Origin of the sequence: Geobacillus sp. DSP4a, from assembly GCF_013096875.1 — a bacterium.
GTDB lineage: Bacteria > Bacillota > Bacilli > Bacillales > Anoxybacillaceae > Geobacillus > Geobacillus thermophilus.
The window spans coordinates 1-24,802 of record NZ_SDLD01000042.1 but is presented as its reverse complement, the minus strand read 5'-3'; the positions used below and the strand labels follow the sequence as shown (position 1 = coordinate 24,802).

The 24,802-nt window shown below is 54.9% G+C and carries 19 protein-coding genes and 2 pseudogenes; all 21 read right to left on the bottom strand.

The features are described from left to right. Positions 1–64 precede the first annotated feature (64 nt). Positions 65–832 (bottom strand): DMT family transporter, encoded by a 768-nt coding sequence (locus ETC02_RS13610; protein WP_253264153.1) that lies wholly within the window; start codon positions 830–832, stop codon positions 65–67. Positions 833–930: 98 nt separating this feature from the next. Next, on the bottom strand, positions 931–1,500 hold the full coding sequence (locus ETC02_RS13605; RefSeq protein ID WP_171698350.1) for a Uma2 family endonuclease: 570 nt from the start codon (positions 1,498–1,500) through the stop codon (positions 931–933). A gap of 149 nt (positions 1,501–1,649) precedes the next feature. Continuing rightward, the gene (locus ETC02_RS18610; protein WP_483299732.1) at positions 1,650–1,757 is read right to left on the bottom strand and encodes a hypothetical protein; all 108 of its coding nucleotides are present in this window, start codon (positions 1,755–1,757) and stop codon (positions 1,650–1,652) included. A 47-nt stretch (positions 1,758–1,804) separates the two neighbouring features. Further along, positions 1,805–2,333: pseudogene (locus ETC02_RS13600) on the bottom strand (thiolase family protein); the annotation flags it as partial. A 17-nt stretch (positions 2,334–2,350) separates the two neighbouring features. Continuing rightward, positions 2,351–2,431, bottom strand: a pseudogene (locus tag ETC02_RS18110) (3-hydroxyacyl-CoA dehydrogenase NAD-binding domain-containing protein); the annotation flags it as partial. Between the two features lie 14 nt (positions 2,432–2,445). Further along, positions 2,446–4,065: a long-chain fatty acid--CoA ligase gene (locus tag ETC02_RS13590; RefSeq protein WP_050368543.1), complete on the bottom strand. Its 1,620-nt coding sequence runs from the start codon at positions 4,063–4,065 to the stop codon at positions 2,446–2,448. Between the two features lie 3 nt (positions 4,066–4,068). Beyond that, entirely contained in the window at positions 4,069–4,983 is a 915-nt protein-coding gene (locus ETC02_RS13585) for a CaiB/BaiF CoA transferase family protein (protein WP_050368542.1), read from the bottom strand. 14 nt (positions 4,984–4,997) lie between these two features. After that, a complete protein-coding gene (locus ETC02_RS13580; RefSeq protein ID WP_050368541.1) occupies positions 4,998–6,143 on the bottom strand; it encodes an acyl-CoA dehydrogenase family protein in 1,146 nt (381 codons plus the stop codon). Between the two features lie 25 nt (positions 6,144–6,168). Further along, entirely contained in the window at positions 6,169–7,743 is a 1,575-nt protein-coding gene (locus ETC02_RS13575; RefSeq protein ID WP_050368540.1) for a fatty acid--CoA ligase, read from the bottom strand. A gap of 166 nt (positions 7,744–7,909) precedes the next feature. Continuing rightward, positions 7,910–8,842: a stage V sporulation protein K gene (gene spoVK, locus ETC02_RS13570; protein WP_033012147.1), complete on the bottom strand. Its 933-nt coding sequence runs from the start codon at positions 8,840–8,842 to the stop codon at positions 7,910–7,912. 318 nt (positions 8,843–9,160) lie between these two features. Next, positions 9,161–9,391 (bottom strand): RNA chaperone Hfq, encoded by a 231-nt coding sequence (gene hfq / locus ETC02_RS13565; protein WP_033012148.1) that lies wholly within the window; start codon positions 9,389–9,391, stop codon positions 9,161–9,163. A gap of 35 nt (positions 9,392–9,426) precedes the next feature. After that, positions 9,427–10,374, bottom strand: coding sequence for a tRNA (adenosine(37)-N6)-dimethylallyltransferase MiaA (gene miaA, locus ETC02_RS13560; protein WP_050368539.1), 948 nt, complete (start codon positions 10,372–10,374; stop codon positions 9,427–9,429). A 391-nt stretch (positions 10,375–10,765) separates the two neighbouring features. After that, on the bottom strand, positions 10,766–12,463 hold the full coding sequence (locus tag ETC02_RS13555; protein WP_063211498.1) for a methyl-accepting chemotaxis protein: 1,698 nt from the start codon (positions 12,461–12,463) through the stop codon (positions 10,766–10,768). 645 nt (positions 12,464–13,108) lie between these two features. Then, positions 13,109–14,134, bottom strand: coding sequence for a C40 family peptidase (locus tag ETC02_RS13550; RefSeq protein WP_050368536.1), 1,026 nt, complete (start codon positions 14,132–14,134; stop codon positions 13,109–13,111). A 208-nt stretch (positions 14,135–14,342) separates the two neighbouring features. Next, complete coding sequence (mutL, locus tag ETC02_RS13545) at positions 14,343–16,235, bottom strand: DNA mismatch repair endonuclease MutL (protein WP_050368535.1); 1,893 nt, start codon at positions 16,233–16,235, stop codon at positions 14,343–14,345. 14 nt (positions 16,236–16,249) lie between these two features. Next, a complete protein-coding gene (gene mutS, locus ETC02_RS13540) occupies positions 16,250–18,958 on the bottom strand; it encodes a DNA mismatch repair protein MutS (RefSeq protein ID WP_063211499.1) in 2,709 nt (902 codons plus the stop codon). Positions 18,959–19,054: 96 nt separating this feature from the next. Beyond that, positions 19,055–19,603, bottom strand: coding sequence for an outer spore coat protein CotE (locus ETC02_RS13535; RefSeq protein ID WP_015374452.1), 549 nt, complete (start codon positions 19,601–19,603; stop codon positions 19,055–19,057). A gap of 224 nt (positions 19,604–19,827) precedes the next feature. Continuing rightward, entirely contained in the window at positions 19,828–20,259 is a 432-nt protein-coding gene (locus ETC02_RS13530; RefSeq protein WP_033012165.1) for a YlbF/YmcA family competence regulator, read from the bottom strand. Position 20,260: 1 nt separating this feature from the next. Next, positions 20,261–21,832: a tRNA (N6-isopentenyl adenosine(37)-C2)-methylthiotransferase MiaB gene (miaB, locus tag ETC02_RS13525; RefSeq protein ID WP_050368533.1), complete on the bottom strand. Its 1,572-nt coding sequence runs from the start codon at positions 21,830–21,832 to the stop codon at positions 20,261–20,263. Between the two features lie 225 nt (positions 21,833–22,057). Beyond that, a complete protein-coding gene (locus tag ETC02_RS13520) occupies positions 22,058–22,924 on the bottom strand; it encodes a 2-oxoacid:ferredoxin oxidoreductase subunit beta (protein ID WP_033012168.1) in 867 nt (288 codons plus the stop codon). Then, a complete protein-coding gene (locus tag ETC02_RS13515; protein ID WP_050368532.1) occupies positions 22,891–24,663 on the bottom strand; it encodes a 2-oxoacid:acceptor oxidoreductase subunit alpha in 1,773 nt (590 codons plus the stop codon). The genes ETC02_RS13520 and ETC02_RS13515 overlap by 34 nt, the downstream gene beginning before the upstream one ends. Between the last annotated feature and the right edge of the window lie 139 nt (positions 24,664–24,802).

The following is a 24,802-nucleotide window of genomic DNA, read 5'->3' as shown; positions in this document are numbered from 1 at the left end:
TCGCCCTTCTTTCGGTGGTAGTGGTTTTGGTGACTCTATTCTACCAGAAAAAAGGGCGATTCTTCTATATTTGAGGCAAAAAAGTGGGGGCTGATCCCAAAACGCATTCGCGTTTTGGGTCAGCCCCCCCTTTGTTCCAAAGAAAAAATGCCCCCGCTGTCGATACAACGCCAAGATACAACACCCCAAGGGCGACGGGAACGCTCCAATGGCTTGCAGCAAGCCCCGGCCCTTCGGCAAGCATCATCGGCGTCATGCCAATGAATGCCACAAAAATGGCATACGTAGTGACCGAAAACACGGACAGGCGAGCCGACGCCATTTTCACCAGCACCGACAACAGCGCCCAAGTGACCGCCGCGCCGACTAAGCAAACGTTGCCAAGAAACGTTGATTCTTCTCCGACTCCTAAGCCGACGATGACGATGACGCCGAATGTCGCCAATAGGAGCGCGCCAAGCTTCCGCCATGTGAGCGCCTCACCAATCAGCCAGCGGGCAAACAAAACGACAAACGCCGGCGTCGAGGCGGTGATGAGCGAAGCGGTATGGGCGTTCGACCATTTCGTGCCGACAAACTGCAAGGAAATGGAAACGACGTAGCCGATGATCCCGACCGTGATAATCATTCCCCAGTCACGCCCGTTCTTTGGGGGGCGCTCGCGTTTCGCCACGGCGACGGCGCCCAGCACGATCAAGGCGACGGCGTAGCGCAGCCAGACGAGCGTAAACGGCGGAATGTAGTCCAACACGTATTTGCTCACCACATACATCCCGCCCCAAATGCCAGCGGCAAGGGATAAATAGAAGGAAGCGAGAAAGGCTTGCTTCATGACATCGATCCCCTTTGCTTTCTTCTTTCTGCTGCTGACACCAAAAGCGAAGCCGTTATTTCCAGAGATGGCAGCCAAACAAGGTTGTTCTCCATCAGCTACACATCGCTTTCTTCCGGAGGAAACACAGGGGCGAGTGGAACCGTCAAATCCGGTTGCCAAAACGAAACCAGCTCATCGCTTGGCCCGAAAACCGCTCGCTGCTCGAATCGTCCATCTTGCCAGCTGAGCACTTCGATCGTTCGATTGCTGGGGTCTACCATCCAATATTCATGCACCCTATATTTTTCGTATAAATAGTATTTCTGGTTTCGATCGCGCAGGGCGGTGCTTGGCGACAGCACTTCCACAACGAGATCGGGAGCCCCTTTCATTCGCCGATTCCCGATTTGCTCAACCCGACAAACGACTGATAAATCCGGCTGAACAACCGTTTTCGCCATCCGTTCCGGCTCTTCAGGATCAAGCTGAACATTAAACGGGGCAAGAATAACATGACAGCCGCGCGCCTGAAAATACGAAGCCAATGCAAGGTGCAGTTGTCCGACCACATACTGGTGCTCAAACGACGGAGACGCCAATAAATAGGGAACACCATCGATCAGTTCCCAATTTCCTTCCCAATGTTCAATGTCGCGATACGTGTAAAACGGCTTCTCCTTCTGCACTGCGCTTCCCCTTTCACTTGCTTTTCTTTCATCTTATCACATCGCTCCAGTTCCGTCCCATATTTTTATTTTCTCGTCATGACAGAAAAAACAGCGGGCGCCCCCGCTGTCGAGTGTGTGTCAAACAAATGTTTTTCCGCACGTTGCCCTTACTCCCGCTCAATGATCGTCGCCGTCGCCATCCCGTGGCCGATGCAAATCGTCAATAGCCCATAGCGGCCGCCGCGCCGTTCCAGTTCATGAACAAGCGATGTCATGAGCTTCGCAAAAGTGGCGCCGAGCGGATGGCCAAGCGCAATGGCGCCAAGGAACGCTGATGGCTTTCGTACGCGTAGGCGTCGAGTTCCGCGCGCGTCAGGCCGTATTTTTTGGCGATCCGCTCAGCCGAGACGCCTTGGTGGATGAATTCGTATTTTTCATGCAGCGACGGCGGAATCGTCCGTTCGTTGCCATCGCTTAAAATCGGCACTTTCGTCATGCTCTCGACTCCGGCGGCGATCGTAACATCCATATCGCCGGAGCGGATTTCCTGGGCGGCGAAATGAATCGCCTGCTGCCCCGAGCCGCACATCCGGTTGATTTGCACGGCCGGCACTTCGATCGGGAATCCGGCCTCAAGCGCCGCGAGCCGGCCGATGTTTGTATCCTTGTTCGGCGATCGGCGTCACGCAGCCCATGACGATGTCTTCAACCATCCGCTTTTCAATGCCCGCCCGGCGCACGACTTCATCGAGCACGGCCGCAGCGAGATGCACCGGATGAACATCGCGGAAAACGCCGTTGCGCTTGCCGACCGGCGTCCTGACCGCTTCGACAATGACTGCTTCACGCACCATTTTCTCCCCCTTGTTGTTTTTCCCGCCATCGCCGCCGTTTGCGCGATGCCGCTTCCCATCACCCCGGCGCCGATGACCGCAATGGTGTCTGCCACGGTGTCCGCCTCCTTTACTCCTTCGCCGCATCGGCATAGCGCGCTGCCATCTCATCGCGCAGCTTCCGCTTTAAAAACTTGCCGACGCTCGTTTTCGGAATTTCATCGAGAAACACAATGTCATCCGGCAGCCACCATTTCGTAAATTGCGGGCGCAAAAAGTCGTACAGCTCTTCCTTCGTCACACTTTTGCCTTCTTTCAGCACGACGCAGGCAATCGGGCGCTCTTGCCATTTCGGATGCGGCACAGCGACGACCGCCGCTTCGAACACCGCCTCATGGGCCATGAGCGCATTCTCCAAATCAACCGATGAAATCCATTCGCCGCCGCTTTTAATGACATCCTTCGTCCGGTCGACGATTTTCACAAACCCTTCTTCGTCGATGGTGACGACATCGCCGGTATGGAGCCAGCCGTCGCGGAACGAGTCTTTCGTGCGCTCATCGTTGTAATATTCGGCGGCGATCCACGGCCCGCGCAAGCAAAGCTCGCCCATTTCCTGCCTGTCCCAACGAACCGGCCCGTTTTGGCCGATCACTTTCATCTCAAGCCCTGGCGCAAGCAACCCTTGTTTGGCGCGAATATCCAGTTTCTCCTCGTACGACAGCCCGTCTTGATAGCTTTTCGGGCGCGAGACGAGCACCAGCGGACTCGTCTCCGTCATGCCGTACGCGTGAATGAACGGAATGCCGTATTTTTCTTCAAACGCGCGGATGATCCCTTTCGGCGCGGCTGAACCGCCGCAAATGACGCGCGTCAGGCTGCTGACGTCATAGTTTCCTTTCTCCAACTCTTGCAAAAGCCCAAGCCAAATCGTCGGCACGCCGGCGGTGATCGTCACCCGTTCGGCGTCAATGAGCTCGGCAAGCACTTTCGGTGTAAACGCCGGGCCCGGCATAACGATCGTCGAACCGAACCACGTGGCGGCAAACGGCAGCCCCCACGCGTTGACATGGAACATCGGCACGACCGGCATGACGACGTCGCGCTCGCACAGCCCTTGCGTGTCAGCCAGCCCGAGCACCATCGCATGCAGAACGGTGCTCCGGTGCGTATACACAACCCCTTTCGGATTACCCGTTGTCGCCGACGTATAGCACATACCGGCCGGTTGGTATTCATCGAGGTCTTTCAAGAACGGAAATGTTGGATCGCCCTCGGCAAGCAGTTTCTCGTAATGGTACACTGGTGACAACGTTGTTTCCGGCAGCTCGTCGGCATCGGTCATGACGATGAAAGCGCGTACGTTCGGGATCTCGTCCTTGATCGCTTCAATGGCCGGCAGCAAATCATCATCGATCAGCAGCACACGGTCATCGGCGTGGTTGATGATGTAAGAGATATGCTGCGGCGAGAGGCGGATGTTGATCGTATGGAGCACCGCTCCAATGCCGGGAATGGCAAAATACGCTTCCAAATGGCGGTGATGGTTCCACGCGAACGTGCCGACGCGGTCGCCGACCTCGACGCCGAGCTGTTTCAATACGCTTGACAACCGCCGCGTCCGCTCGCCGATCTCCTTGTATGTATGGCGGACGACGCCTCCTTTCATGCGCGAAACGACTTGCTTTTTTGGGAAAAACAACTCCGCCCGCTCAAGCATCATGGAAATGTTTAACGGTGTTTTCATCATCGGTCATTCCTCCCCCTTTACCAAATGCGCATGTTCATTGACTTTAGGCGGCTCCCCGCCGCCCCATTGGCCGTCCGGCCCATGCGCCGCCGTCCACGCGCCATCCGGCCGCAGCCGGACGAGATGGCGGAGCCGGCCGTCAGCAAACAGCGCCTTCGCCTCACCCGTCTCCAGCACCGGGGCAAGGCAGGCGTCGACCGTCTCGGCGAACGCGATCCACTCATCCAATGTCTTTTCACGGAACAAGGCGACAAGCCCATCATATACCGCTTCTCCCGGCCGCGCCGGCGCCCATTGCGCCGCAATCCATTCCAGATGGCCGACCATTTCGCAAAATTGCCGCCAAAAGTGCGGCTCGAGCGCCGCCAAACTCATGTAGTGGCCGTCTTTTGTCTCATACAGCTGGTAGCACACCACCTCCCCAGACAACTCGGAAAGACCGGTCTTCGGTCCGCCGCCGTGTTCAATGGCAAAGTGGCCGGCCATCATCGACGCCAAACCATCGACAAGCGAAACATCAAGATGGGCGCCTTTGCCGGTTCGCTCGCGTGCAAAGAGGGCAGCCAAAATGCGCTCGGCCGCCGCCATGCCGCCGATAAAATCGGTAAGCGTGATCTTCGGATGAACCGGGCGGCCGCGTTCATCGGCGAGCTGCGCCAACAAGCCGGAGAGCGCCATGTAGTTTAAATCATGGCTTCCGAGCAGCGAGCGCCCGCTCTGTTGGCCAAAGCCGCTGATCGAGCAGTAAATGATCCGTTCGTTGTCGCGGCGCACGTCGTCGTAGCCGAGCCCAAGCCGCGCCATCACCCCGGGGCGGAAGCTTTCGATCACTACATCGGCGCGGGCGGCGAGCCGCCAGCTGGCAAATGGGCCCGGCAAGTAATGGGAAAAATCAACGACTACAATGCCACGAAGCATATCTTTCCCTCTCTCTACAAATCTAGCTGCCGGGCGATGATTGTTTTCATCATCTCGTTCGTCCCAGCGTAAACGGCACTTACGGGAATGTCGCGATAGCGCCGGGCGATCTCATATTCTTCCATATAACCATAACCGCCGTGCAGCTGCATCGCCTCGGCCGCGACACGTTTTGCCATCTCGGTAATCCACCATTTCGCCATCGACACTTCCGTGACGATCTGTTTTCCCGCCATATGCTCTTCAATGACGCGGTCGACAAACGTGCGGCCAAGGGCGATTTCCGTCGCCATCTCGGCAAGGCGGAACTGGACGGTCTGAAACTCGCCCACCCGTTTGCCGAACGCCGTGCGCTGTTTGACATATTGCTTCGTCAAGGAAAACATCACTTCCGCTGCCGTTTGGGCGGCGATGGCGACGACCAACCGCTCTTGCTGGAGCTTTTCCATCAAGTAGTAAAATCCTTTTCCTTCCTCGCCGAGCAAATTATATGCCGGCACTTTCGCATCTTGGAAAAACAGTTCGGCGGTATCTTGGGCGTGCAGCCCGACTTTCTCGAGCTTCCGACCGCGCGTAAACCCCGGCGTATCCCGCTCCACGACGAGCAGGCTGATGCCGCGGTGCGGCGGCTTTGCCTGCGGGTCGGTTTTGCAGGCGACAACGATCAAGTCGGCATGAATGCCGTTCGTGATAAACGTTTTTTGCCCGTTGACGATGTAATAATCGCCCTCTTTAATGGCCGTCGTTGAAATGTTCGCCAAATCCGAACCCGCCCCCGGCTCAGTCATGGCGATCGCCGTAATGAGCTCGCCGGTGACGCATTTTGGCAGCCATTTTTGTTTTTGCTCCTCGGTTCCGTACGATGCGATATACGGCGTGACAATGTCGTTGTGCAAGCCGATGCCGACGAGGCTCGATCCAACTTTTTCTAGTTCTTCATTGATGACAACCGAATAGGCAAAATCGGCGTTTAGCCCCCCATACGCTTCATCGACCCATGGGCAAAGAAAGCCGTTCTCGCCCATCTTTGCCCAAAACGACCGCGGAATGATGCCGCGCTTCTCCCAATCGTTATAATGCGGGTACGCTTCTTTTTCCAAAAACTTGCGAAACGCCGCGCGGAACATATGGTGCTCCTCACGCAAATAGCGAGCCGTCACCCGTTCATCCCTCTCTTCTGTTCGGTCACTTTTTCTCTGTTCCGCCCGTCGCCTGTTTTTTCAGCTGTTCGCGCAGCAAAAACTTTTGAATTTTGCCGCTCGCGTTGCGCGGCAAGGCGTCAACGAAATAGTAGGCGCGCGGCCGCTTATAGGGAGCGAGGCGGTCGCTCGTCTTGCAAAACTGCTCGAGCTCATCGGCGGTGAGGCTGATGTCCTTTTTGACGACAAACGCAACGACCTTTTCGCCCCACAGCTCGTCCGGCTCGCCGAGCACGGCGGCATCAAGCACTTTCGGATGTTCGTACAACACGTCCTCGACTTCGCGCGGATAGACGTTTTCCCCGCCGCTGATCACCATGTCATCGACACGGTCGGCGACATACAAGTAGCCGTCTTCATCAAGGTAGCCGAGATCACCCGAATGATACCAGCCTTTGTACAGCGCTTTTTCCGTCGCTTCCTCGCGCTTGTAGTAGCCGGCCATCATGCACGGCCCGCGCATCACAATTTCGCCGACTTCATATGGCGGCAGCACCTCGTCCGGGTCGGACGGCCCGTCCTCACGCGCACGGACGACGCGGATCTCATGGTTCAGGCAGGCGCGTCCAGCGGAACCGGCTTTTTTCAGCTGCTCGTCTTCCAACAAAAACGTCACCGCCGGCCCCATTTCCGTCATGCCGTACGCTTGAATCAGCTCGATGCCGAGCTGCTCTTGGCATTGCCTGACAAGCGCTGGAGCCATCGGAGCGGCGCCGTATAGGCCGAGGCGAAGCGAAGATAAATCGTAACCGCTTACATTCTCCTGCAAGATCATGTTCCACATCGTCGGGGCTCCAAACATGATCGTAATCCGCTCCCGTTCGATCGTTTCAAGCACGAGCTTGGCGTCAAAATGGTGCAAAATGACGCTCGCCGCTCCGGCATGCACGCGCGGCAGCAAGCAGCAATGCAGCTCGGCGCAATGGAACAGAGGCGCTGCCGCCAGTCCGCGGTCCGTCTCGCGGATGCGCATCACCCCATGGCAAAGGACGCTTTGCTCGATCATGTCGCGGTGACGGTGCATCACTCCTTTTGGACGTCCCGTTGTGCCGCTTGTATACATAATGGCGTACAAATCACCCTCTTCCACCCGAACGGACGGCGCTTCCTCCCGGGCCCGCTCCGCCTGTTCATGGGCGCTTTTGGCAAACGGCGGCGGATCGCGATCGATCGACCAAAAGGCGATGTGCGGAAAACGATCATGAATCGCGGCCAGCTCCCGCTCAACCGCCCGTTCAAACAGGACGATTTTCGGCTCGGCGTCCGTCAAAATATAGGCGATTTCTTCCGCTTTCAACCGGAAGTTGATCGGATTGAACACGGCGCCGATTTTGGCGCAGGCAAACAGCGCGGTGGCCAATTCAAGCGTGTTGTACAAAACGGTGGAGACGCGGTCGCCTTTGCGCACGCCGGCTTCCTGAAACGCATTCGCCCACCGGTTGACCTCCCGCTCCCATTCGGCGTACGTATAGCGGCGCCCGGTCGCCACTTCGACAACCGCTTCCCGGTCCGGAAACTTTCGCACTGTTTGGGAAAACATCTCTCCAATCGTCACGTACAAACGCCTTCTCCCCCTTTTTCGTGTCTCGACAGAGGGCGGGCGGATCCCATAGACAGACAATTCAAATAATTTAGTGCATATGCCCCCGTTGTTTATGTATTCGCTCTTTTGGCCGGCATTCCTCTTTTTACGGCACAAAAAAAACGAAAAGGAGACCCCTTTCGTTTTACGCATGGAAGACGAAATCGCGGTCGCGGATCGTCATCAGCTCTTTTTTGTCATAGCGCCCTTCGTGCAGAAGACGGACCGCCTGCTTGCGGATCGCTTTTTCGATCAAATTGCGCACATAGCGGCCGTTGCTGAATTTGAGGCGTCCGGCGGTCTCAAGCGTCCCCTCGAGGTGGACGTACAGTTTCCGCTCGGCTTCCGGCGTCATGTCGTATTCGCGCTCACGCAGCATTTGTTTGGCGATTTGCACGAGCTCTTCGACGGTATAGTCCGGAAACTCGATCGTCAGCGGAAAGCGCGACGGCAACCCTGGGTTCAACGATAAAAAATAGTCCATTTCTTTCGGATAGCCGGCTAAAATGACGACCAAATCGTCGCAATAGTCTTCCATTCCTTTCACAAGCGTATCGATCGCTTCCTTGCCAAAGTCTTTTTCCCCGCCGCGGGCGAGCGAATACGCCTCATCGATAAACAAAATGCCGCCGCGCGCTTTTTTGATCAAATCGCGCGTTTTGCTCGCCGTATGCCCGATATATTCTCCCACCAAATCGGCCCGCTCAGCCTCAATAAAGTGTCCTTTCGACAGGACGTTCATCTCAAAAAACAGTTTGCCGAGCAGGCGCGCCACCGTCGTTTTTCCCGTGCCGGGATTGCCTTTAAAAATCATATGGAGCGCCTGGCGGTTCGCTTTTAAGCCGTTTTCTTTGCGCATCCGGTTAATGTACAACCAGGCGTAAATTTCCTTGACAATTTTTTTGACATGATCGAGCCCGATCAATTGGTCAAGTTCTTTCTGGATGTTGCGAAGCGCCTGATGCTCTTCGCCGTCGAGCCAATCGTTCCGCTCGTCTTTTACTAAATGGTTGACCGTTTTCGAATTGAGCACAATATTAATTTGCCCTTTCGCCTTGTTCATCGTCAATTCCGACAAAGGGCGTCACCTCGCTTCCCGTTTTCTGCCATCCGCACACGTTCCGCATTCACTGCCGGCGCCTCGCGCTTTTGCTATTAGTATACGTACGCCGCCGCCGATCCGTGACAATCGCCCAAGCGAACAACCGGCCGGTCGCAGCGGGAAAAGTTTGTATATTTTTATTCAAAAAAACAGCCGTTTACGCATTCAAATTGAAAAAGCCGCTCAGATCAACGGAACAGCGGAACGGGAACAAGGTGCAGACCGACGGGCATCGAAAAAGACGCCCCCCATTAGGAAAGGCGTCTTCTCTCGGCGGCGTATGTACCGTCGGCATTACTGGTGCTCGGTTTCAAACTGGATGTTCCGCTCCGGCGCAAACGTTGAAATGGCGTGTTTGTAGATGAGCTGTTGTTTTCCTTGCACTTCCAAAAGCACGGTGAAATTGTCAAATCCTTTAATATACCCGCGCAGCTGGAAGCCGTTCAATAAGAAAACCGTGACTTGGATGCTTTCTTTGCGCAGCTGGTTTAAAAACTGGTCTTGAATGTTGATCGTCGTTTTCATGGAACGTCCTCCTCTTTTCTCTCTAAAGATATGGTTTATATATTCGCTTCGAGTCGAAGCTTTCCTGCTATGTAGCGAAAAATTTCCTCCACTCTAGCGGTGAACATCTTGGCGTCCGTCATGTCAAACCATTCGACCGGCATTTGGTTGCGAAACCATGTCAGCTGTCGCTTCGCATAACGGCGTGAATTTTGCTTCAGCTGCTCGACCGCTTCCTCCAGGGAGACGCGGCCGTCAAAATAATCGTACAGCTCTTTGTAGCCAATCGCCTGCACCGCCTGGCAATCGCGAAAGCCGCGGTCGTAAAGCGCTCTCGCCTCGTCCACCAACCCTTCGGCAATCATTTGATCGACCCGCTCGTTGATCCGCCGGTAAAGCACGCTCCGCTCCGCCGTCAGCCCAATGATGGCCGCTTCATACAACAGCTGTTTTTGTTGGCCTCGCTGCCATTCGCTGAACGGTTTTCCGGTCGAGTGATACACCTCCAAGGCGCGGATGACGCGGCGGACGTTACGCGGGTGAATGCGCGCCGCACTTTCCGGATCAACCGCCTCAAGCTGCCGATGGAGCGCTTCGACCCCTTGTTCAGCCGCCAGCTGCCGAAGAGCCCGCCGGTACGCTTCGTCGGAAGGAGCGTCGGAAAACTGGTAGTCGTAAATGGCCGCCTGAATGTACAGCCCGGTGCCGCCGACGATGATCGGCAGCCGGCCGCGCGCGGAAATGTCGGCGATGAGGGCGCGGCAAAGCCGCTGAAATTCAACGACGGAAAACGGTTCACACGGCTCTTTAATGTCAAGCAAATGGTGCGGAATCCCGTCCATTTCATCCGGCTTTACTTTCGCGGTGCCGATGTTCATTCCTTTGTAAATTTGCATCGAATCGCCGCTGATGATCTCCCCGCCCAGCTTTTTCGCCAAGGCGATGCCGAGCCTCGTTTTGCCGACCGCCGTCGGCCCGACAATGACAACGACTTTTTCTGCCATGGTGCGCCACTGCTTTCTATTGCTGAACTCATATCAACCACCATTATACATAAAAACGGCAACGCATGAAACAATTTCTTTCCTACGTTTTCGCCATCTGTCTGCCGTTTTATACATCACAGCACGAAAAATTGCCGTTCTTTCCGTTGCCGCGCCGAACGCCAAAAAAGTGAACGCCGCAAAAGGCTTTCACCGTCCGCTAGGCCTCTTTTGCTTTTCCGCCCTTTTTCTTGGCGCTGACTCTTTTAACGTGTCGTTTATTCCGCACAAATGAGACCGCGCATAAACAATACCGAGGGCTGTTAAGGCTGGGATGGTGATGATCGTGTTATATCGGCGCCTTTTCCGCCACAAAACGGGCCGGCTGCCGCAGCAGCCGTCTCCATGGCCATCACAACGAAAACTTGCTGACAATCGACTGCAAATCGTCTGCCATTTTCGACAACGACGCGGCCGAAGCCGAAATTTCCTCCATCGACGCCAACTGTTCTTCGGTCGCCGCCGACACTTCCTGGGCGCCGGCGGACGTCGATTCGGCCACATCAGCGACAAGCCGGACAGAGCGGGCGATTTGCTCGGAAGAAGCGGCCATCTCGCTGACCGCCGACGATACGTCGCGAATTTGCACAGCGACTTCATCGACGGCAGTGCGAATGCGGGCAAATGTTTCCCCGGAAGCGCGAATGACCCCCGTTCCGCTCACCACCTCATGGACGACCGACTCCATCGATTGGACGGCACGAGCCGTTTCGTCTTGAATAGCGGCGATCAGCTCGGCGATTTGCTGCGCCGATTCCGCCGACTGCTCGGCGAGTTTGCGCACCTCATCGGCGACGACGGCAAAGCCGCGCCCGTGCTCCCCGGCGCGCGCCGCCTCAATCGCGGCATTTAACGCAAGCAAATTCGTCTGCGCCGCAATATTGCGGATCGCTTCGATGATGGAGCCGATTTGCTCGGAACGGTGGCCAAGCCCTTTAATGAGGTCAGCCAGCCGCTCGACCGTATCGTTCACTTTGTTCATTTGCGCGACGCCCGCCTCGATCGTTTGCCCGCCCTCAGCCGCTTGTCTCGACGCCTCACTAGCGATGGCGGACACGCTTTGCGCCCGTCCGGAAATTTGCTCGATTCTCTCAGACATCGAATCGACGGCGGCGGACGTTTCTTCCACGCTTTGCATTTGCTTGTCCATGCCGGAAGCAACGCCCTGAATCGTCATGGCGATTTGCTCGGTCGCCTTGCTCGTCTGTTCGGCGCTCGCTGCCAGCTCCTCCGACGAAGCGGCGACTTGCTCGGCGTTTTGCGCCACTTCCTTTAGCACTTCGCGCAAATTTTGGGCCATTTGTTCAAACGAAGCGGCCAGCTCGCCGATTTCGTCCCGGTTGCGGACGCCGGTTTTCGTCTTGGTTAAATCGCCGGCAGCGATCCGACCAGCCGCATCCGACAGCACCAATAGCGGGCGGGAAAGCGAGCGGCTGATGTAATAGCTGACGGTCGCTCCAGCCGCCGCCGTCAACAAGCCGACGATGATGATCAGCCGCTGGACCGCAGCCGCCGATGCGCTCGCATCATCATTAGCTTCCTTCATTTCCCGCTGCTGGAGAGCGACCAATTGATTCACCTTTTCATCAAATTGGGTTGTTAAGTCGAGCCCTGTTGTGGTCACAAGGGCGATGTACTGCTCCGGTTTGTTTTGCGCTTTTAAGTCGAACGTTTTTTGCCCAAGTTCGTAAAACTGCTGTTCAAGCAAATCGAGCTCGGCAAGCAGCTGTTTCGTTTCTTCCCGCGTCAGCTCCGCCGCAAGCTTTTCGCTTATTTTCTTGTACTCCCCATGCGCTTTTTCAAAGTTTTTCCTTAACGTCTCATCGCCAGTCAACAAATAGCCGCGCATGCTGCCGACCTCGCGGCGGATCAATACTTCAAGCTCTTTGGCATTGACAAGCTTCGTCACCCGTTTGTCGATCACATCGGTGTATGTACGGTCAAAAGTCGAAATTTCGTAATAAGAAAACCCGACTAGCAGCGCGATCAACACGTAGACGAGGCCGAAGCCAGCCAGCAGTTTTTTGCGCACGGTCATTTTCATGTTCATTGGCAAGTCCTCCGTCTGTGAATCAGTATGTTGTTCCATCTACATTATCGGATGATCACAGACAATGTTTAGGGTTTTTTTGGCTCTTTTGCCATCTTTGATGAAAAGGCCTGCTTCATTGAGAAAATCAACTGGATTTTCTCAATGAGCCTCCTTATTTAATCACCTATGAATATCTTATTTTACATGATGAATCATCATGGCACCAAATGATACGCGCCAGAAAGCCGGACTATATAGATGCAACGAAGAAGTTTAACATATCCTTGACGGAAAAGCGGTTTGTCCATTTTCGACTGTCGAAGGCAAGCCATAGGCTTGCCCCGTCACGCCAAGGCGTGACGGAAGACCGAACAACCACCTGCTTCACAGACCCATATATGGGTCTGTGAAGCGGCGTTGTTCGGTCGCCTGACAGTCGATAAAAGCTGCAAATGGTAAATCTTCAAATTGCATCTATATATTTGTACTTGTTGCTGTTTTTTGTTGCCTTAAAAGCAGAAAGCCTCAAAACCGCTAACCCGTTTTCCGCGGCATCATCCTGCATCTTTTTTGGATTCGGCTTTCACTCGCACGAGCAACAAAAAAGCTGTTCACCGAAGCGCCTAAGGCTTCGCACGAACAGCTGCGTTAATCGTCTTTCATTTAGTTGATGACCCGAACCGCTTTTACATACCGCGTTTTCCAATAGGATGACGTCAGCGACGAATACGTGACACCGAGCGAAACGGTGGCGTTGATCATTTGCCCGTTGCCAGCATAAATGCCGACGTGGTTGATTGTGCCGTTCGAATCGGTATCAAAAAAGACGAGATCGCCTTTTTGCAACTGGCCAAACGACACCGTTCTTCCCGCTTGCGCCTGAGCGATGGATGTGCGCGGCAGCGAAATGCCGACTTCGCCAAAAACGCGCATCGTAAACGATGAGCAGTCAAACACATCGGTGCGCGACGGGCTTGCTCCGTACAAATAACGCGCCCCTAAATATTTTTCCGCAATATCGATGATTCGGTCGGCAAGCGATGCGGACGACTCAGTGGCAGCCGAGTTGGCGGCCGATACTTGCTGCTTGGCCTCCCGGACATCAGTCGTTCCGCCCGCCACTTTAATGGCTTGGCCAATGCGGATGGTGTTCGGGTTTGTAATTTGTGGATTCAGTGCCAATAGACGGTCGACCGTCGTTTGAAACTTGTTCGCAATCCCAAGCAGCGTATCCCCCGCCTGCACGATATACCGGCCGCTTGTCGGCACGGCTGCCGGCTGCACATTGTATGTATTGGAACGTTCCTGTTTCCCTGCTACTTGCAGCCTCTGCCCGGCGCGAATGAAGTCTGGGTTCGTAATGCTTGGATTGAGCTTGAGCAACGCATCCACAGTCGTGCCAAACTTGCGGGCGATTCCTCTTAGCGTATCACCAGGCTCGACCGTATATGTATTCGAAGAAGATTCGTTCGATTCATTTGGCTCATTGACGCGCAATACTTGTCCGGGAAAAATCAAATCCGAAGACAAATCGTTTTCTTGCTTTAACGCTGCGACCGTCGTGCCGGATTGCCGGGCAATCTTCCAAAGCGTATCGCCTTTTTGCACCGTATAGCTCGCCGCCGATGCCGCGTGGCCGGCCAACAAGGAACCGATCAACGTGCTTGTCAATATAATCGTTTTTTTCATGCTGCATCCCCCTATGACGTCGATGTATCCATCTTTATGTATCCATGTTTATACAAAATTCGCTATCACTCTACAAAATTCACCACGTATTCCTACACATGAGCCATTATAGTAAAATCAAAGCAATCCGTCTGTAACAGAAAGAATAAAAGTAGATTACAAAACGATTACAAAAAGCGCCCCCTTTGTCGCACAAAGGGGGCGCAGGCTACATCACCCGTTTAAATAGTTTTTCAATTTCATATGTCGAAAAATGAACGATGATCGGCCGGCCGTGGGGACAAGTAAATGGGTCCGTCGTCTGCCGCAGCGCCTCAAGCAAAGCGAACAGTTCATCCTGGCGCAAATGTTGGTTTGCTTTAATGGCGCGCTTGCAGCTCATTAAGATCGCCGCTTGTTCGCGCAATTGCTTGATGTCGACCGTTTTGGCCGCCAACACTTGTTCGATCATTTCCTCGATGATTTCCCTTTCTCTCCCTTTCGGAAACCACGTCGGATGGGAGCGAACGAGAAACGCCCGCGGCCCAAACGGCTCAAGAAACACACCGCAGCGCGCCAGCTCATTGCGGCAGGCGGCGATCCGCTCGTACTCGTCGGCTGGATATTCAAACATCAACGGAACGAGCAGCTCCTGCACTTCCTTCGTGGCTTCGCCGAGTTTTTCCCGGAAATATTCATAGTTGATCCGCTCTTGAGCCGCATGCTGATCGATCATATACAGCCCATGTTCGTTCTCCGCCAAAATGTACGTCCCATGCAATTGTCCAATCGGATAAAGCGGCGGCAGGCGATCGGCCGCCGCTTTATCTTCCGCTTGCCCATCTGTCGGCAAGCGGAGGGCACGCCGTTCTTCTCCCACCTCTTCCTCCTGCTTTCGCTCGAAAGCGGGCCCATGTTCGTCCGGTATTCCCCATTCATCCGTCCGCACAGCCGCGGATGGCCGCTCAGCCGGTGCGTCACCGGTTAGCGGCGCAAAAGGGGCGGTCGCATCTTCCCCGCCGCCGATGTCGCTCGATAAGACAGACGGCTCGCGGACGCGATGAGTGAACGTCCAAGCCGCCTGCTCCGCCTTTGGTTTTGCCAGCTTGCTGTCGGCAGATACGGACGGAATGAGCGTCCGCTCGCGAAATGCCTGGCGGATGGCGTCTGTGACGAGCTCATTCAGCTCTGCTTCCTTGCTAAAGCGGACTTCGAGCTTTGCCGGATGGACGTTGACATCGACAAGCACCGGATCCATTTCAATGGATAAAAACACAATCGGATAGCGGCCGATCGGCAAGAGCGTATGGTAGCCGGCTTCAATCGCTTTTATGAGCGGCACGCTGCGCACATAGCGGCCATTGACAACAAGCGAGATGTAGTTGCGCGAGGCGCGCGTCACGTCCGGCGGCGAAATGTAGCCGCGAACGGTAAAATCGAGCGATTCCGCTTCGATGGGGATCATTTGTCTCGCCGTCTCGGCGCCGTAAATAGCGGCGAGCACGTGCCGGACATCGCCGCTGCCATTGGTGGCAAGCAATGTTTTGCCCTGGTGGCGGAGGCGAAATGATACGTCCGGATGGGCGAGCGCCAACCGGTTGACGACGTCGGCCGCATGGCCGAGCTCGGTGTGGATCGTTTTCATATATTTCAAGCGCGCTGGGGTGTTGAAAAACAAGTTCGATACGGTAATATCCGTCCCTTTGCGCCCCGCCGCCCGCTCGCGGGAGACGAGTGCGCCGCCTTGAAGCACAAGCTTCGTTCCCGGTCCGCTGCCCGTGCCGGTCGTCAGCTCCACTTCGGATACAGAAGCGATGCTCGGCAGCGCCTCACCGCGGAACCCGAGCGTGCGGATGCGGAACAAATCGTGCTCGTTGTGAATTTTGCTTGTCGCATGACGTTCAAAAGCGAGCAAGCAGTCGTCTTCCTCCATGCCATCGCCGTTGTCGATGACGCGGATTTTCGCCATTCCCGCCTCTTCAAGCTCGATGTTGATGACCGTACTATGGGCATCAATGGCGTTTTCCACCAACTCCTTGACGACCGAAGCCGGCCGCTCGACGACCTCGCCGGCGGCGATTTTGTTTGCCAGCAGGTCATCGAGCTTGCGGATGCGTCCCATCGGGCCTCCCTCCTTTACTTGAGGAGCTTTTGCAGTTCATACAGTTTGTTGAGCGCCTCAAGCGGCGTCATCTCGAGCAAATTGATCTCTTTCAGCGCCGCGAGCGCCTTTTTCTCTTTGCTTGAAAGCGGCGGCTCCACAGGCGCCGGGGCAAGGTCAGGAAACATGCTCAGCTGCTCAAACGCCGCTTCCGCCAAAACGCCATCCCGCGCCGCGCCGGCTGACGGACGGGAGGCCTTCTCGTGCTCAACCTTGCTGCTGACGTCTAACGCTTCGTTCCCCTGAAAAGCCAAACCCGCTTCCGCCAAAGCGCCATCGTCCATCCTGCCTGCGGCGGCTTCCTGTTTTCCCGCCTCTTTCTCCAGTTCCGCTAAAATGGCCCGCGCGCGTTCAATGAGCGAAGCCGGCAGCCCGGCCAGTTCGGCGACGTGAATGCCGTAGCTCTTGTCGGCCGGCCCGTCGGCGATTTGATGCAAAAAGACGACTTTGCCGTTTTCCTCGATGGCGCGGGCATGGACGTTCGAAAGCCGCGGGAGCGAACGCTCCAAGGCGGTGAGTTCATGGTAGTGGGTGCTAAATAGTGTTTTCGCACCGATATGGTCATGAATATACTCAATGATCGCTTGGGCGAGCGCCATGCCGTCGTATGTCGATGTGCCGCGCCCGATTTCATCAAATAAAATGAGGCTGTTTTGCGTCGCATGAGCGATGGCGCGGCGCGCTTCGAGCATCTCGACCATAAACGTGCTTTGTCCTGCCGACAGGTCGTCAGCAGCGCCGATGCGGGTGAACACTTGATCAAAAATCGGCAGCACCGCCCGCTCGGCCGGGACGAAGCAGCCGATTTGCGCCATGATGGCGGTGAGCGCCACTTGCCGCATGTACGTGCTTTTTCCAGCCATGTTCGGTCCAGTGATGAGCAGCATTTCCCGCTCGCGGTTCATGTAGCAGTCATTCGGCACGTACATTTGCGCGCCGAGCACTTTTTCGACAACCGGGTGGCGGCCGCCTTGAATCACCAAGACGCGCTCCGTGGAAAACTGCGGACGCACGTAGCGATACTCGTCGCTGATCGTTGCGAATGATTGAAGCACATCAAGCTCGGCAATGGCTTTCGCCAACGTCTGCAGGCGCGGGATGTATTGCTTCACCTGCTCGCGAATGGCGACAAACAGTTCATATTCGAGTTCGATGCTTTTTTCTTCCGCCTCCAAAATGAGCGCCTCTTTTTCCTTCAACTCCGGGGTGATAAACCGCTCGGCGTTGGCGAGCGTCTGCTTCCGCTCGTAACGTCCTTCCGGAACAAGGGGGAGATTGGGCTTTGTCACTTCAATATAGTAGCCAAACACTCGGTTGTAGCCGACTTTGAGCGATTTGATGCCGGTCGCTTCCCGCTCCTTCGCCTCAAGTTCAGCGATCCACGCTTTGCCGTTGCGGCTCGCATCGCGGTAGCGGTCGAGCTGCTTGTCATACCCGTCTTTGATGAGGTTCCCTTCTTTGACGGAAAGCGGCGGCTGTTCTTGAATCGAGCGCTCGAGCAAATCGACGAGCTCTTCGCACGGGTCAAGGCGCTCGCACAGCTTGTCCGCTTCAGCGAGCGGCAGCGCGCCGACCGTCTGACGGAGCGCCGGCACTTGAAGAAGCGACTTTTTCAGCTGCACGAGATCGCGGGCATTGGCGTTGCCGTAGGAGACACGGCCGACAAGGCGCTCAATGTCGTAAACGCCGCGCAGCCTGTCGCGCAGCTCCTGCCGTTCAAAATAGCTCGTTTTCAACGTTTCCACAAAATCGAGGCGCCGTTCGATTTCGCGCCGATCAATGAGCGGCCGGTCCAGCCATTGTTTTAAGAGCCGCCCACCCATCGCTGTCACCGTTTCATCCAAAAGCCATAACAACGAGCCTTTCCTTCCTTTTGACCGCACCGTTTCGACCAATTCCAAATGCAGCTTGGAATGTCGGTCCATTTTCATATAGTGGTCAACTTGATACAACTCAGCCGGCTGCAAATGATCGAGCCGCCGCTTTTGCGTGCGGACGAGGTAATGAAGCAAACGGGCTGCGGCCTGCCGCAGCTTTTCTTGCGCCACATGGCCGATGACGCCGTTCCATTCGTCGCATAGCGATGTGTCGTCCTCATAAGAGACCGCCGCCCCGTACCGCTCTTTCAGCTCGCGCACCCACTCTTCGCCGCTGTCTGTGGCAACGATGATCTCCCGCGCTCCAACGGCGTGCAATTCGTTTGCCGTTTCCTCCCACGAAGAAAGAAGCGTGAGCCGAATCTCGCCGGTCGACAAATCGGCGTAAGCCAATCCGTATGTACCATCAGCAAACGGCGTGAGCGCCGCCAAGTAGTGGTTTTCCTTCTCGGTGAGCCCTTTGCCTTCCATGAGCGTCCCTGGGGTGATGAGCTGCACCACTTCACGGCGAACGACGCCTTTGGCCGTTTTCGGGTCTTCGACTTGTTCGCAAATGGCGACTTTATATCCCTTTTCGATTAACTGTTCAATATATCCTTGCGCCGAATGGTACGGCACCCCGCACATCGGCACCCGTTCATCGCCGCCGTCGCGGCTTGTTAATGTAATTTCCAGCTCTTGCGCCGCCTTGATGGCGTCGTCAAAAAACAGTTCGTAAAAATCGCCAAGCCGGAAAAATAAAAACGCGTCCGGATATTGCGCTTTAATGTGCAAATATTGCTGGATCATCGGTGTGTACGATGGCATCGCTTCTCCCCAACCTTTTCGGCCCCGCCGGCCGTTGATTGCGCTACTATTATAACAAGCGGCAAAAGAAAAAACTAGGAAAGAAATTTCCTAGTTTTACTCTTCTTCGCCAAGCAGCAAATCCGGGCTTAAATCTTCTAATTCTTCATCAAGGTCATCCTCGTCGCAAAAATCGTCGTCCTTGCCGCATCCTTCCGGATTGATGGCAACGCACACCTTCGTTTCGCCGATCACTTCGGCGACAAACTCCCGCTCAACATCGACAACGATTTTATTGCCGTTTGGCGAAATCGTGCATTCGAGGCAGTTCGGCTGCTGGATGACGCGGACGATGACATCGGTGTCATCGCTGATTAAATGATCTTTGTCGCGATATTTTAATTTGACGACGTCCGTATACGACACTGTTTCGGTGACGACTTCGGTTTTTGTATTGTGGTTGTACGAATACCAGACGTTGATGTCATAATGGCCGTGAATTTCGACCGTTTTATCGCATTTTTTCGCTTCATAACGGTGGTTGATGATCCAGCAGCCAAGAATGCTTGACGGGCGGTTCGGCGCCGTCACCGTATGGGTCGATTGTGTAAACTTGCGGCCTTTGCCGACAACGGCTTTCGTAATAATTTCTCTGTATTCAGACATCGAACGGAACCCTCCTCAAATGAATCTTCATTTCATCCTATGCGCCATCTCCGCTAATGTGCACAGCAAATGAATCATTATTCCGTATAGTTCATTGTATGCGCCTGCTCCGTTCGATGTGCCTTCTTTTTTGCCGCCAGGCAGCCGCCCGCGGTTCCGGGGAAAGGGAGAGCGCGCCCATAAGAAAAAAAGCGCCCCAAAGGACGCTTTTGAGCCGCATGCCATTAATGGCAGCCGCCGTGCTTGTTGTAGCGAAGGGCAGCACCTGTTTCGCCGCGCAGCACATCGCCGCCCGTCGAAGCGAGAATTTCATCGGTCACCGTATTCGAAATCGTCGAGGCGACGAGCTGAAGCAGGTCGTTCACCTCAGCTTGCGACTGCTGGAACTCGCCCACGATCGGAATTTGTTCGAGCTGCTCGTAAATGGCGTCAATTTTGGCCTCGACCTGCTTGAGCGCCTCATGTTTGCCGTAGTGTTGCAAGTTGACGGCTTGTTTTTGCAGCGATTTTAGTTCGTTGATCAATGTGCGCACTTTTTCATTTTGGTGGATTTTTTCCTCCGCTCGTTTGAAAAAGTCGACTTCCTCGGTTTCGGCGATCATTTTCGCCAACTGCTTCGCCTGCGCCAGCACTTCATCCCGCGTATATTTCGCCATATCAGTTCACCTCGATCGCTTCATTCACGAATTCGCCCGTCAGCGTCCACGTTTTCGCTTCTGTAATGCGCACGTTGACCAATTGGCCAATGAGCGATTTGGGGCCGACGAAGTGGACGAGCTTGTTTTTGCGTGTGTAGCCGGCCAGCACGTCCGGGTTCGTTTTGCTTTCGCCTTCGACGAGCACTTCGACGACTTGGCCTTCGTATTGCTTCATTTTCTTGGCCGCGATTTCTTGAACAAGGTCGTTGAGCCGCTTGAGCCGCTCTTTTTTCACTTCCATCGGCACGTTGTCCTTCATGTTCGCCGCCGGCGTGCCTTCGCGCGGCGAGTAAATGAACGTATACGCTGAATCAAACTCCACTTCGCGGTAAAGCGACAGCGTTTCTTCAAACTGCTCGTCCGTCTCGTTCGGGAAGCCGACGATGATGTCCGTCGTCAACGCGACGTCCGGAATGGCGGCTTTAATTTTGCGGACGAGCTCCAAGTACTCCTCGCGCGTATATTTGCGGCCCATCATTTTTAAAATTTCTGTGCTGCCCGATTGCACCGGCAGATGGATATGCTCAACCAAGTTGCCGCGTTTGGCGAGCACTTCGATGAGCCGGTCGTCAAAGTCGCGCGGATGGCTCGTTGTGAAGCGGATGCGGGCAATGTCAATTTTGCGCAGCTCATCCATTAAATCGCCAAGGCCGTACTGGATGTCGGTGAAGTCTTTCCCGTAAGCGTTGACGTTTTGCCCAAGCAGCGTGATTTCTTTATAGCCTTGGGCGGCGAGCTGGCGCACTTCTTGGATGATGTCTTCCGGACGGCGGCTTCGCTCCTTGCCGCGCGTATACGGAACGATGCAATACGTGCAAAACTTGTCACAGCCGTACATAATATTGACCCATGCTTTAATGCGGCCTTTTCGCGCTTTCGGCAAGTTTTCGACAACGTCGCCTTCTTTCGACCACACCTCGACAACCATTTCTTTTGACATATATGCTTCATGCAAAATGTAAGGAAGTCGATGGATGTTGTGCGTGCCGAAAATCATATCAACATATTGGTATTGCTTTAAAATTTTATTAACGACCGCTTCTTCTTGCGACATACAGCCGCACACGCCAAGAAGCAAGTCCGGATTGGTCGTTTTGAGCGGCTTTAAGTAGCCGAGCTCGCCGAACACTTTGTTTTCCGCGTTTTCACGGATCGCGCACGTGTTGAGCAAAATGACGTTTGCCTCTTCCGGACGGTCGGTCGGCTCATAGCCGAGCGCCATGAAAATGCCGGCCATCACTTCCGTATCATGTTCGTTCATCTGGCAGCCGTATGTGCGGATGTAAAACTTCCGCCCGCGCCCCATGCCGCGGAACTCGTCCGGAATCGCAAAGTCTTTTACATATTGAACTTCCTCTTTGCCGCGCTTTTTCGCTTCTTTCAAATTCGGCGGCAAAAACACTTTCGTGAAATATTTCTCGTAGTCTTTCGTCGTTTTTTCCTTCAGCCGGTCCAAGGCGGATTTTCTGTCCGCTGGATGGCTTGCCGTCTCAATTTGCGCTGTTTGTTCCAACCGTTGTTTTTCGTTCATCGCAATCTCCTTTCCTCATTCGTAATAATGTAGATCGCAGGCGCTTTGTTGGCCGCCCGCCTTCCTCGCAAATTTCTTCCATCACACACTACCATAGTATAGCGTCAACCGTCATGAAACACAATGGGATTTATTCCGGATGTCCGGAACACGTTATGATAACAAAAAACGCCCGATGAGGCAAGCCCCCCATCGGGTGTGAATCACTTCCAATCTTTCTATATGTTACATAAACTCTGCTACAAGCTCGGCAAACTTTTCTTTGCTCAATTTCAAATCGGCTTCAGCAAGCGGTGTATCACGGTAGCCCGGGACGAGTTCTTGGTATGATTTTTGCTCTTTATTTTGGTAAATGAGCCCGGTGACAAGCCCGTCGTATTTCATCACCGTCTGCATCGCCATCGCCCGGTCGGACGGGTCGTACCCTTCAATGTCGCTCACTTTCACCAGCCGCTCTTTAAACCATTCGTACGTGTTGACTTTATTGTACGTGACGCACGGGCTGAAGACGTTAATGAGGGAAAATCCTTTATGTTTGATGCCTTCTTCAATTAAGCTTGTCAACTCTTTTAGGTCGCTTGAAAAGCTTTGCGCCACAAACGTCGCTCCGGCGCTTAACGCGATTTCAAGCGGCGACAACGCCGGCTCGATCGACCCTTGCGGCGTACTTTTCGTTTGAAACCCGGCGGCGCTGCGAGGCGATGTTTGGCCTTTTGTCAGCCCGTAAATTTGGTTGTCCATGACGATATACGTGATGTCAATGTTGCGGCGAATGGCATGAACCGTATGCCCCATGCCGATCGCAAACCCATCGCCGTCGCCGCCGGCGGCGATGACCGTCAAGTTGCGGTTCGCCATTTTCACCCCTTGGGCGAGCGGCAAGGCGCGGCCGTGCGTGCCGTGAAACCCATAGGAATGAATGTAGCCGGAAATGCGGCCGGAGCAGCCGATCCCGGAAATGACCGCGAGTTCGTGCGGCTCCAAACCGAGGTTGGCGGCGGCGCGCTGAATGGCGGCCTGAACGGAAAAGTCGCCGCAGCCCGGACACCAGTTTGGCTTCACATCATTGCGGAAATCTTTAAAGGTGGCCATTGTGCTAACAACTCCTTGCATTTAGTATAGACATCGCCCGGCAAAAACGGATTGCCGTCAAATTTCAAGACGCTGGCGATTTTGTCCGCATGCCCGACATGCATTTTCAACAAGCTTGCCAATTGCCCGGTCGCGTTTTGCTCAACGACGACGACCCGCTTCGCTTTTTCGACAAGCGGCCGCACGTCGTCAACCGGGAACGGATGAAGCAGGCGGATGTGCGCATGGTTGACTTTAACACCGTCCTGCTCGAGGCGTTCGATCGCTTCCTCAATCGCTCCGCGCGTCGATAAAAAGCCAACAAGGAGCAAATCCGGTTCTTCGTGGCGGAGTTGTTTGTGCACCGGCGTCGGGAAGTGGATGTGCTCGAGTTTGCGCAGCCGCTTTTCCATTTGCGTCCGGCGGTTCGCTGCCGTTTCCGACGGGCGGCCCGTTTCGGCATGCTCGACCCCGGTGACGTGGTGGATGCCGTGTTTCGTTCCCGGCAGCACCCGCGGCGAAATGCCGTCCGGCGTCACCTCATATCGTTTGAAGTTGTCTTTGCCCGGAAGCGGCGGCAATTCCTCGCTGACGAGTTTGCCGCGGCGAATCTCGATCCGGTCGTAATCGAGCGGCTCGACCGTTTGTTTGCCGAGCGACAGCTGCAAATCCGACAAGAAAATGACCGGACACTGATATTCTTCAGCCAAGTTGAACGCTTCTGCCATGTCATAAAACGCTTCTTCAACCGTGCTTGGCGCCATGACGATTTTCGGGATTTCCCCGTGCGTGCCGTAAATCATCGCAAGCAAGTCCGATTGTTCTTGCTTCGTCGGCAAGCCGGTGCTCGGGCCGCCGCGCTGCGTGTCAACCACAACAAGCGGCGTTTCTGTCATTCCGGCTAAGCCGATCGCTTCAGCCATGAGCGACAGACCCGGACCAGCGGAAGCGGTGAACGCCCGGGCGCCGGCGTAGTTGGCGCCGATCGCCATCGTGCAGGCGGCGATTTCGTCTTCTGTTTGGATGACCGTGCCGCCGAGATCCGGAAGCTTTTTAATTAAATACTCCATAATTTCCGAGGCGGGGGTGATCGGATACGCCGCCATAAAGCGCGCCCCGCCGGCCAAGGCGCCCAAGGCGATCGCGTCGTTGCCGATCATGAACATCCGCTGTTTGCCGTCCGCTTTTGCCAGTTTCATAGGTTCGGCGCGCCCGCCCAACTGCTCTTTCATATATTCGGCTCCGGCGCGGATCGCTTCCATGTTTTTCTCGACGACTTGCGCCCCTTTGCGGCCAAACGTGTCGGCGACAACGCTTTCGAACACGGCCGGATCCAATCCGAGCACTGCACTCGTCGCGCCGATGGCAACCATGTTTTTCATGAGCGAGTTGCCAAGGCTTGTGGCGATATCAGTAAACGGAACGGCATAAAGGACGACCCCTTCCCGCTCCGGAATGACCGGATTGAACTTGGCGTCCGCCATGACGATGCCGCCGCTGTGCAGCTCGTGAAAGTTGAAGTCAATCGTCTCTTGGTCAAACGCCACCAAGATGTCCAAATCGTCTGCGACCGCCCGCACCGGCTTCGTGCTGACGCGGATTTTGTTGTTCGTATGACCCCCTTTGATGCGTGAAGAAAAATGACGGTATCCATATAAGTAATATCCGAGGCGGTTCAGCGCGGTGGAAAAAATTTCTCCTGTACTTTCAATTCCTTCCCCTTGCTGGCCGCCCACCTTCCATGACAGCTGTTCGATCATGCATTACACCCCTTCATCTTCTTTGGCGAGGAGACCCCGACTTCTAAGCGAGAGCGAAAGTCGGGGAGGAATCGCCCTTCCTCCTTTCAATTAACAATGTACTAGCATGCTCAACTCTTTTTAACTTTTTCCAGCTTGC

Coding starts and splice junctions, on each gene's coding strand:
- miaA (WP_050368539.1), bottom strand. CDS start 10,374: ATGGCAGAAAAAGTCGTTGTCATTGTCGGGCCGACGGCGGTCGGCAAA.
- mutL (WP_050368535.1), bottom strand. CDS start 16,235: ATGGGACGCATCCGCAAGCTCGATGACCTGCTGGCAAACAAAATCGCC.
- ETC02_RS13530 (WP_033012165.1), bottom strand. CDS start 20,259: ATGGCGAAATATACGCGGGATGAAGTGCTGGCGCAGGCGAAGCAGTTG.
- ETC02_RS13550 (WP_050368536.1), bottom strand. CDS start 14,134: ATGAAAAAAACGATTATATTGACAAGCACGTTGATCGGTTCCTTGTTG.
- ETC02_RS13555 (WP_063211498.1), bottom strand. CDS start 12,463: ATGAACATGAAAATGACCGTGCGCAAAAAACTGCTGGCTGGCTTCGGC.
- ETC02_RS13590 (WP_050368543.1), bottom strand. CDS start 4,065: ATGATGAAAACACCGTTAAACATTTCCATGATGCTTGAGCGGGCGGAG.
- ETC02_RS18610 (WP_483299732.1), bottom strand. CDS start 1,757: ATGACATCGCTTGTTCATGAACTGGAACGGCGCGGCGGCCGCTATGGG.
- ETC02_RS13515 (WP_050368532.1), bottom strand. CDS start 24,663: ATGATCGAACAGCTGTCATGGAAGGTGGGCGGCCAGCAAGGGGAAGGA.
- ETC02_RS13520 (WP_033012168.1), bottom strand. CDS start 22,924: ATGGCCACCTTTAAAGATTTCCGCAATGATGTGAAGCCAAACTGGTGT.
- miaB (WP_050368533.1), bottom strand. CDS start 21,832: ATGAACGAAAAACAACGGTTGGAACAAACAGCGCAAATTGAGACGGCA.
- ETC02_RS13610 (WP_253264153.1), bottom strand. CDS start 832: ATGAAGCAAGCCTTTCTCGCTTCCTTCTATTTATCCCTTGCCGCTGGC.
- mutS (WP_063211499.1), bottom strand. CDS start 18,958: ATGCCATCGTACACACCGATGATCCAGCAATATTTGCACATTAAAGCG.
- hfq (WP_033012148.1), bottom strand. CDS start 9,391: ATGAAAACGACGATCAACATTCAAGACCAGTTTTTAAACCAGCTGCGC.
- ETC02_RS13585 (WP_050368542.1), bottom strand. CDS start 4,983: ATGCTTCGTGGCATTGTAGTCGTTGATTTTTCCCATTACTTGCCGGGC.
- ETC02_RS13535 (WP_015374452.1), bottom strand. CDS start 19,603: ATGTCTGAATACAGAGAAATTATTACGAAAGCCGTTGTCGGCAAAGGC.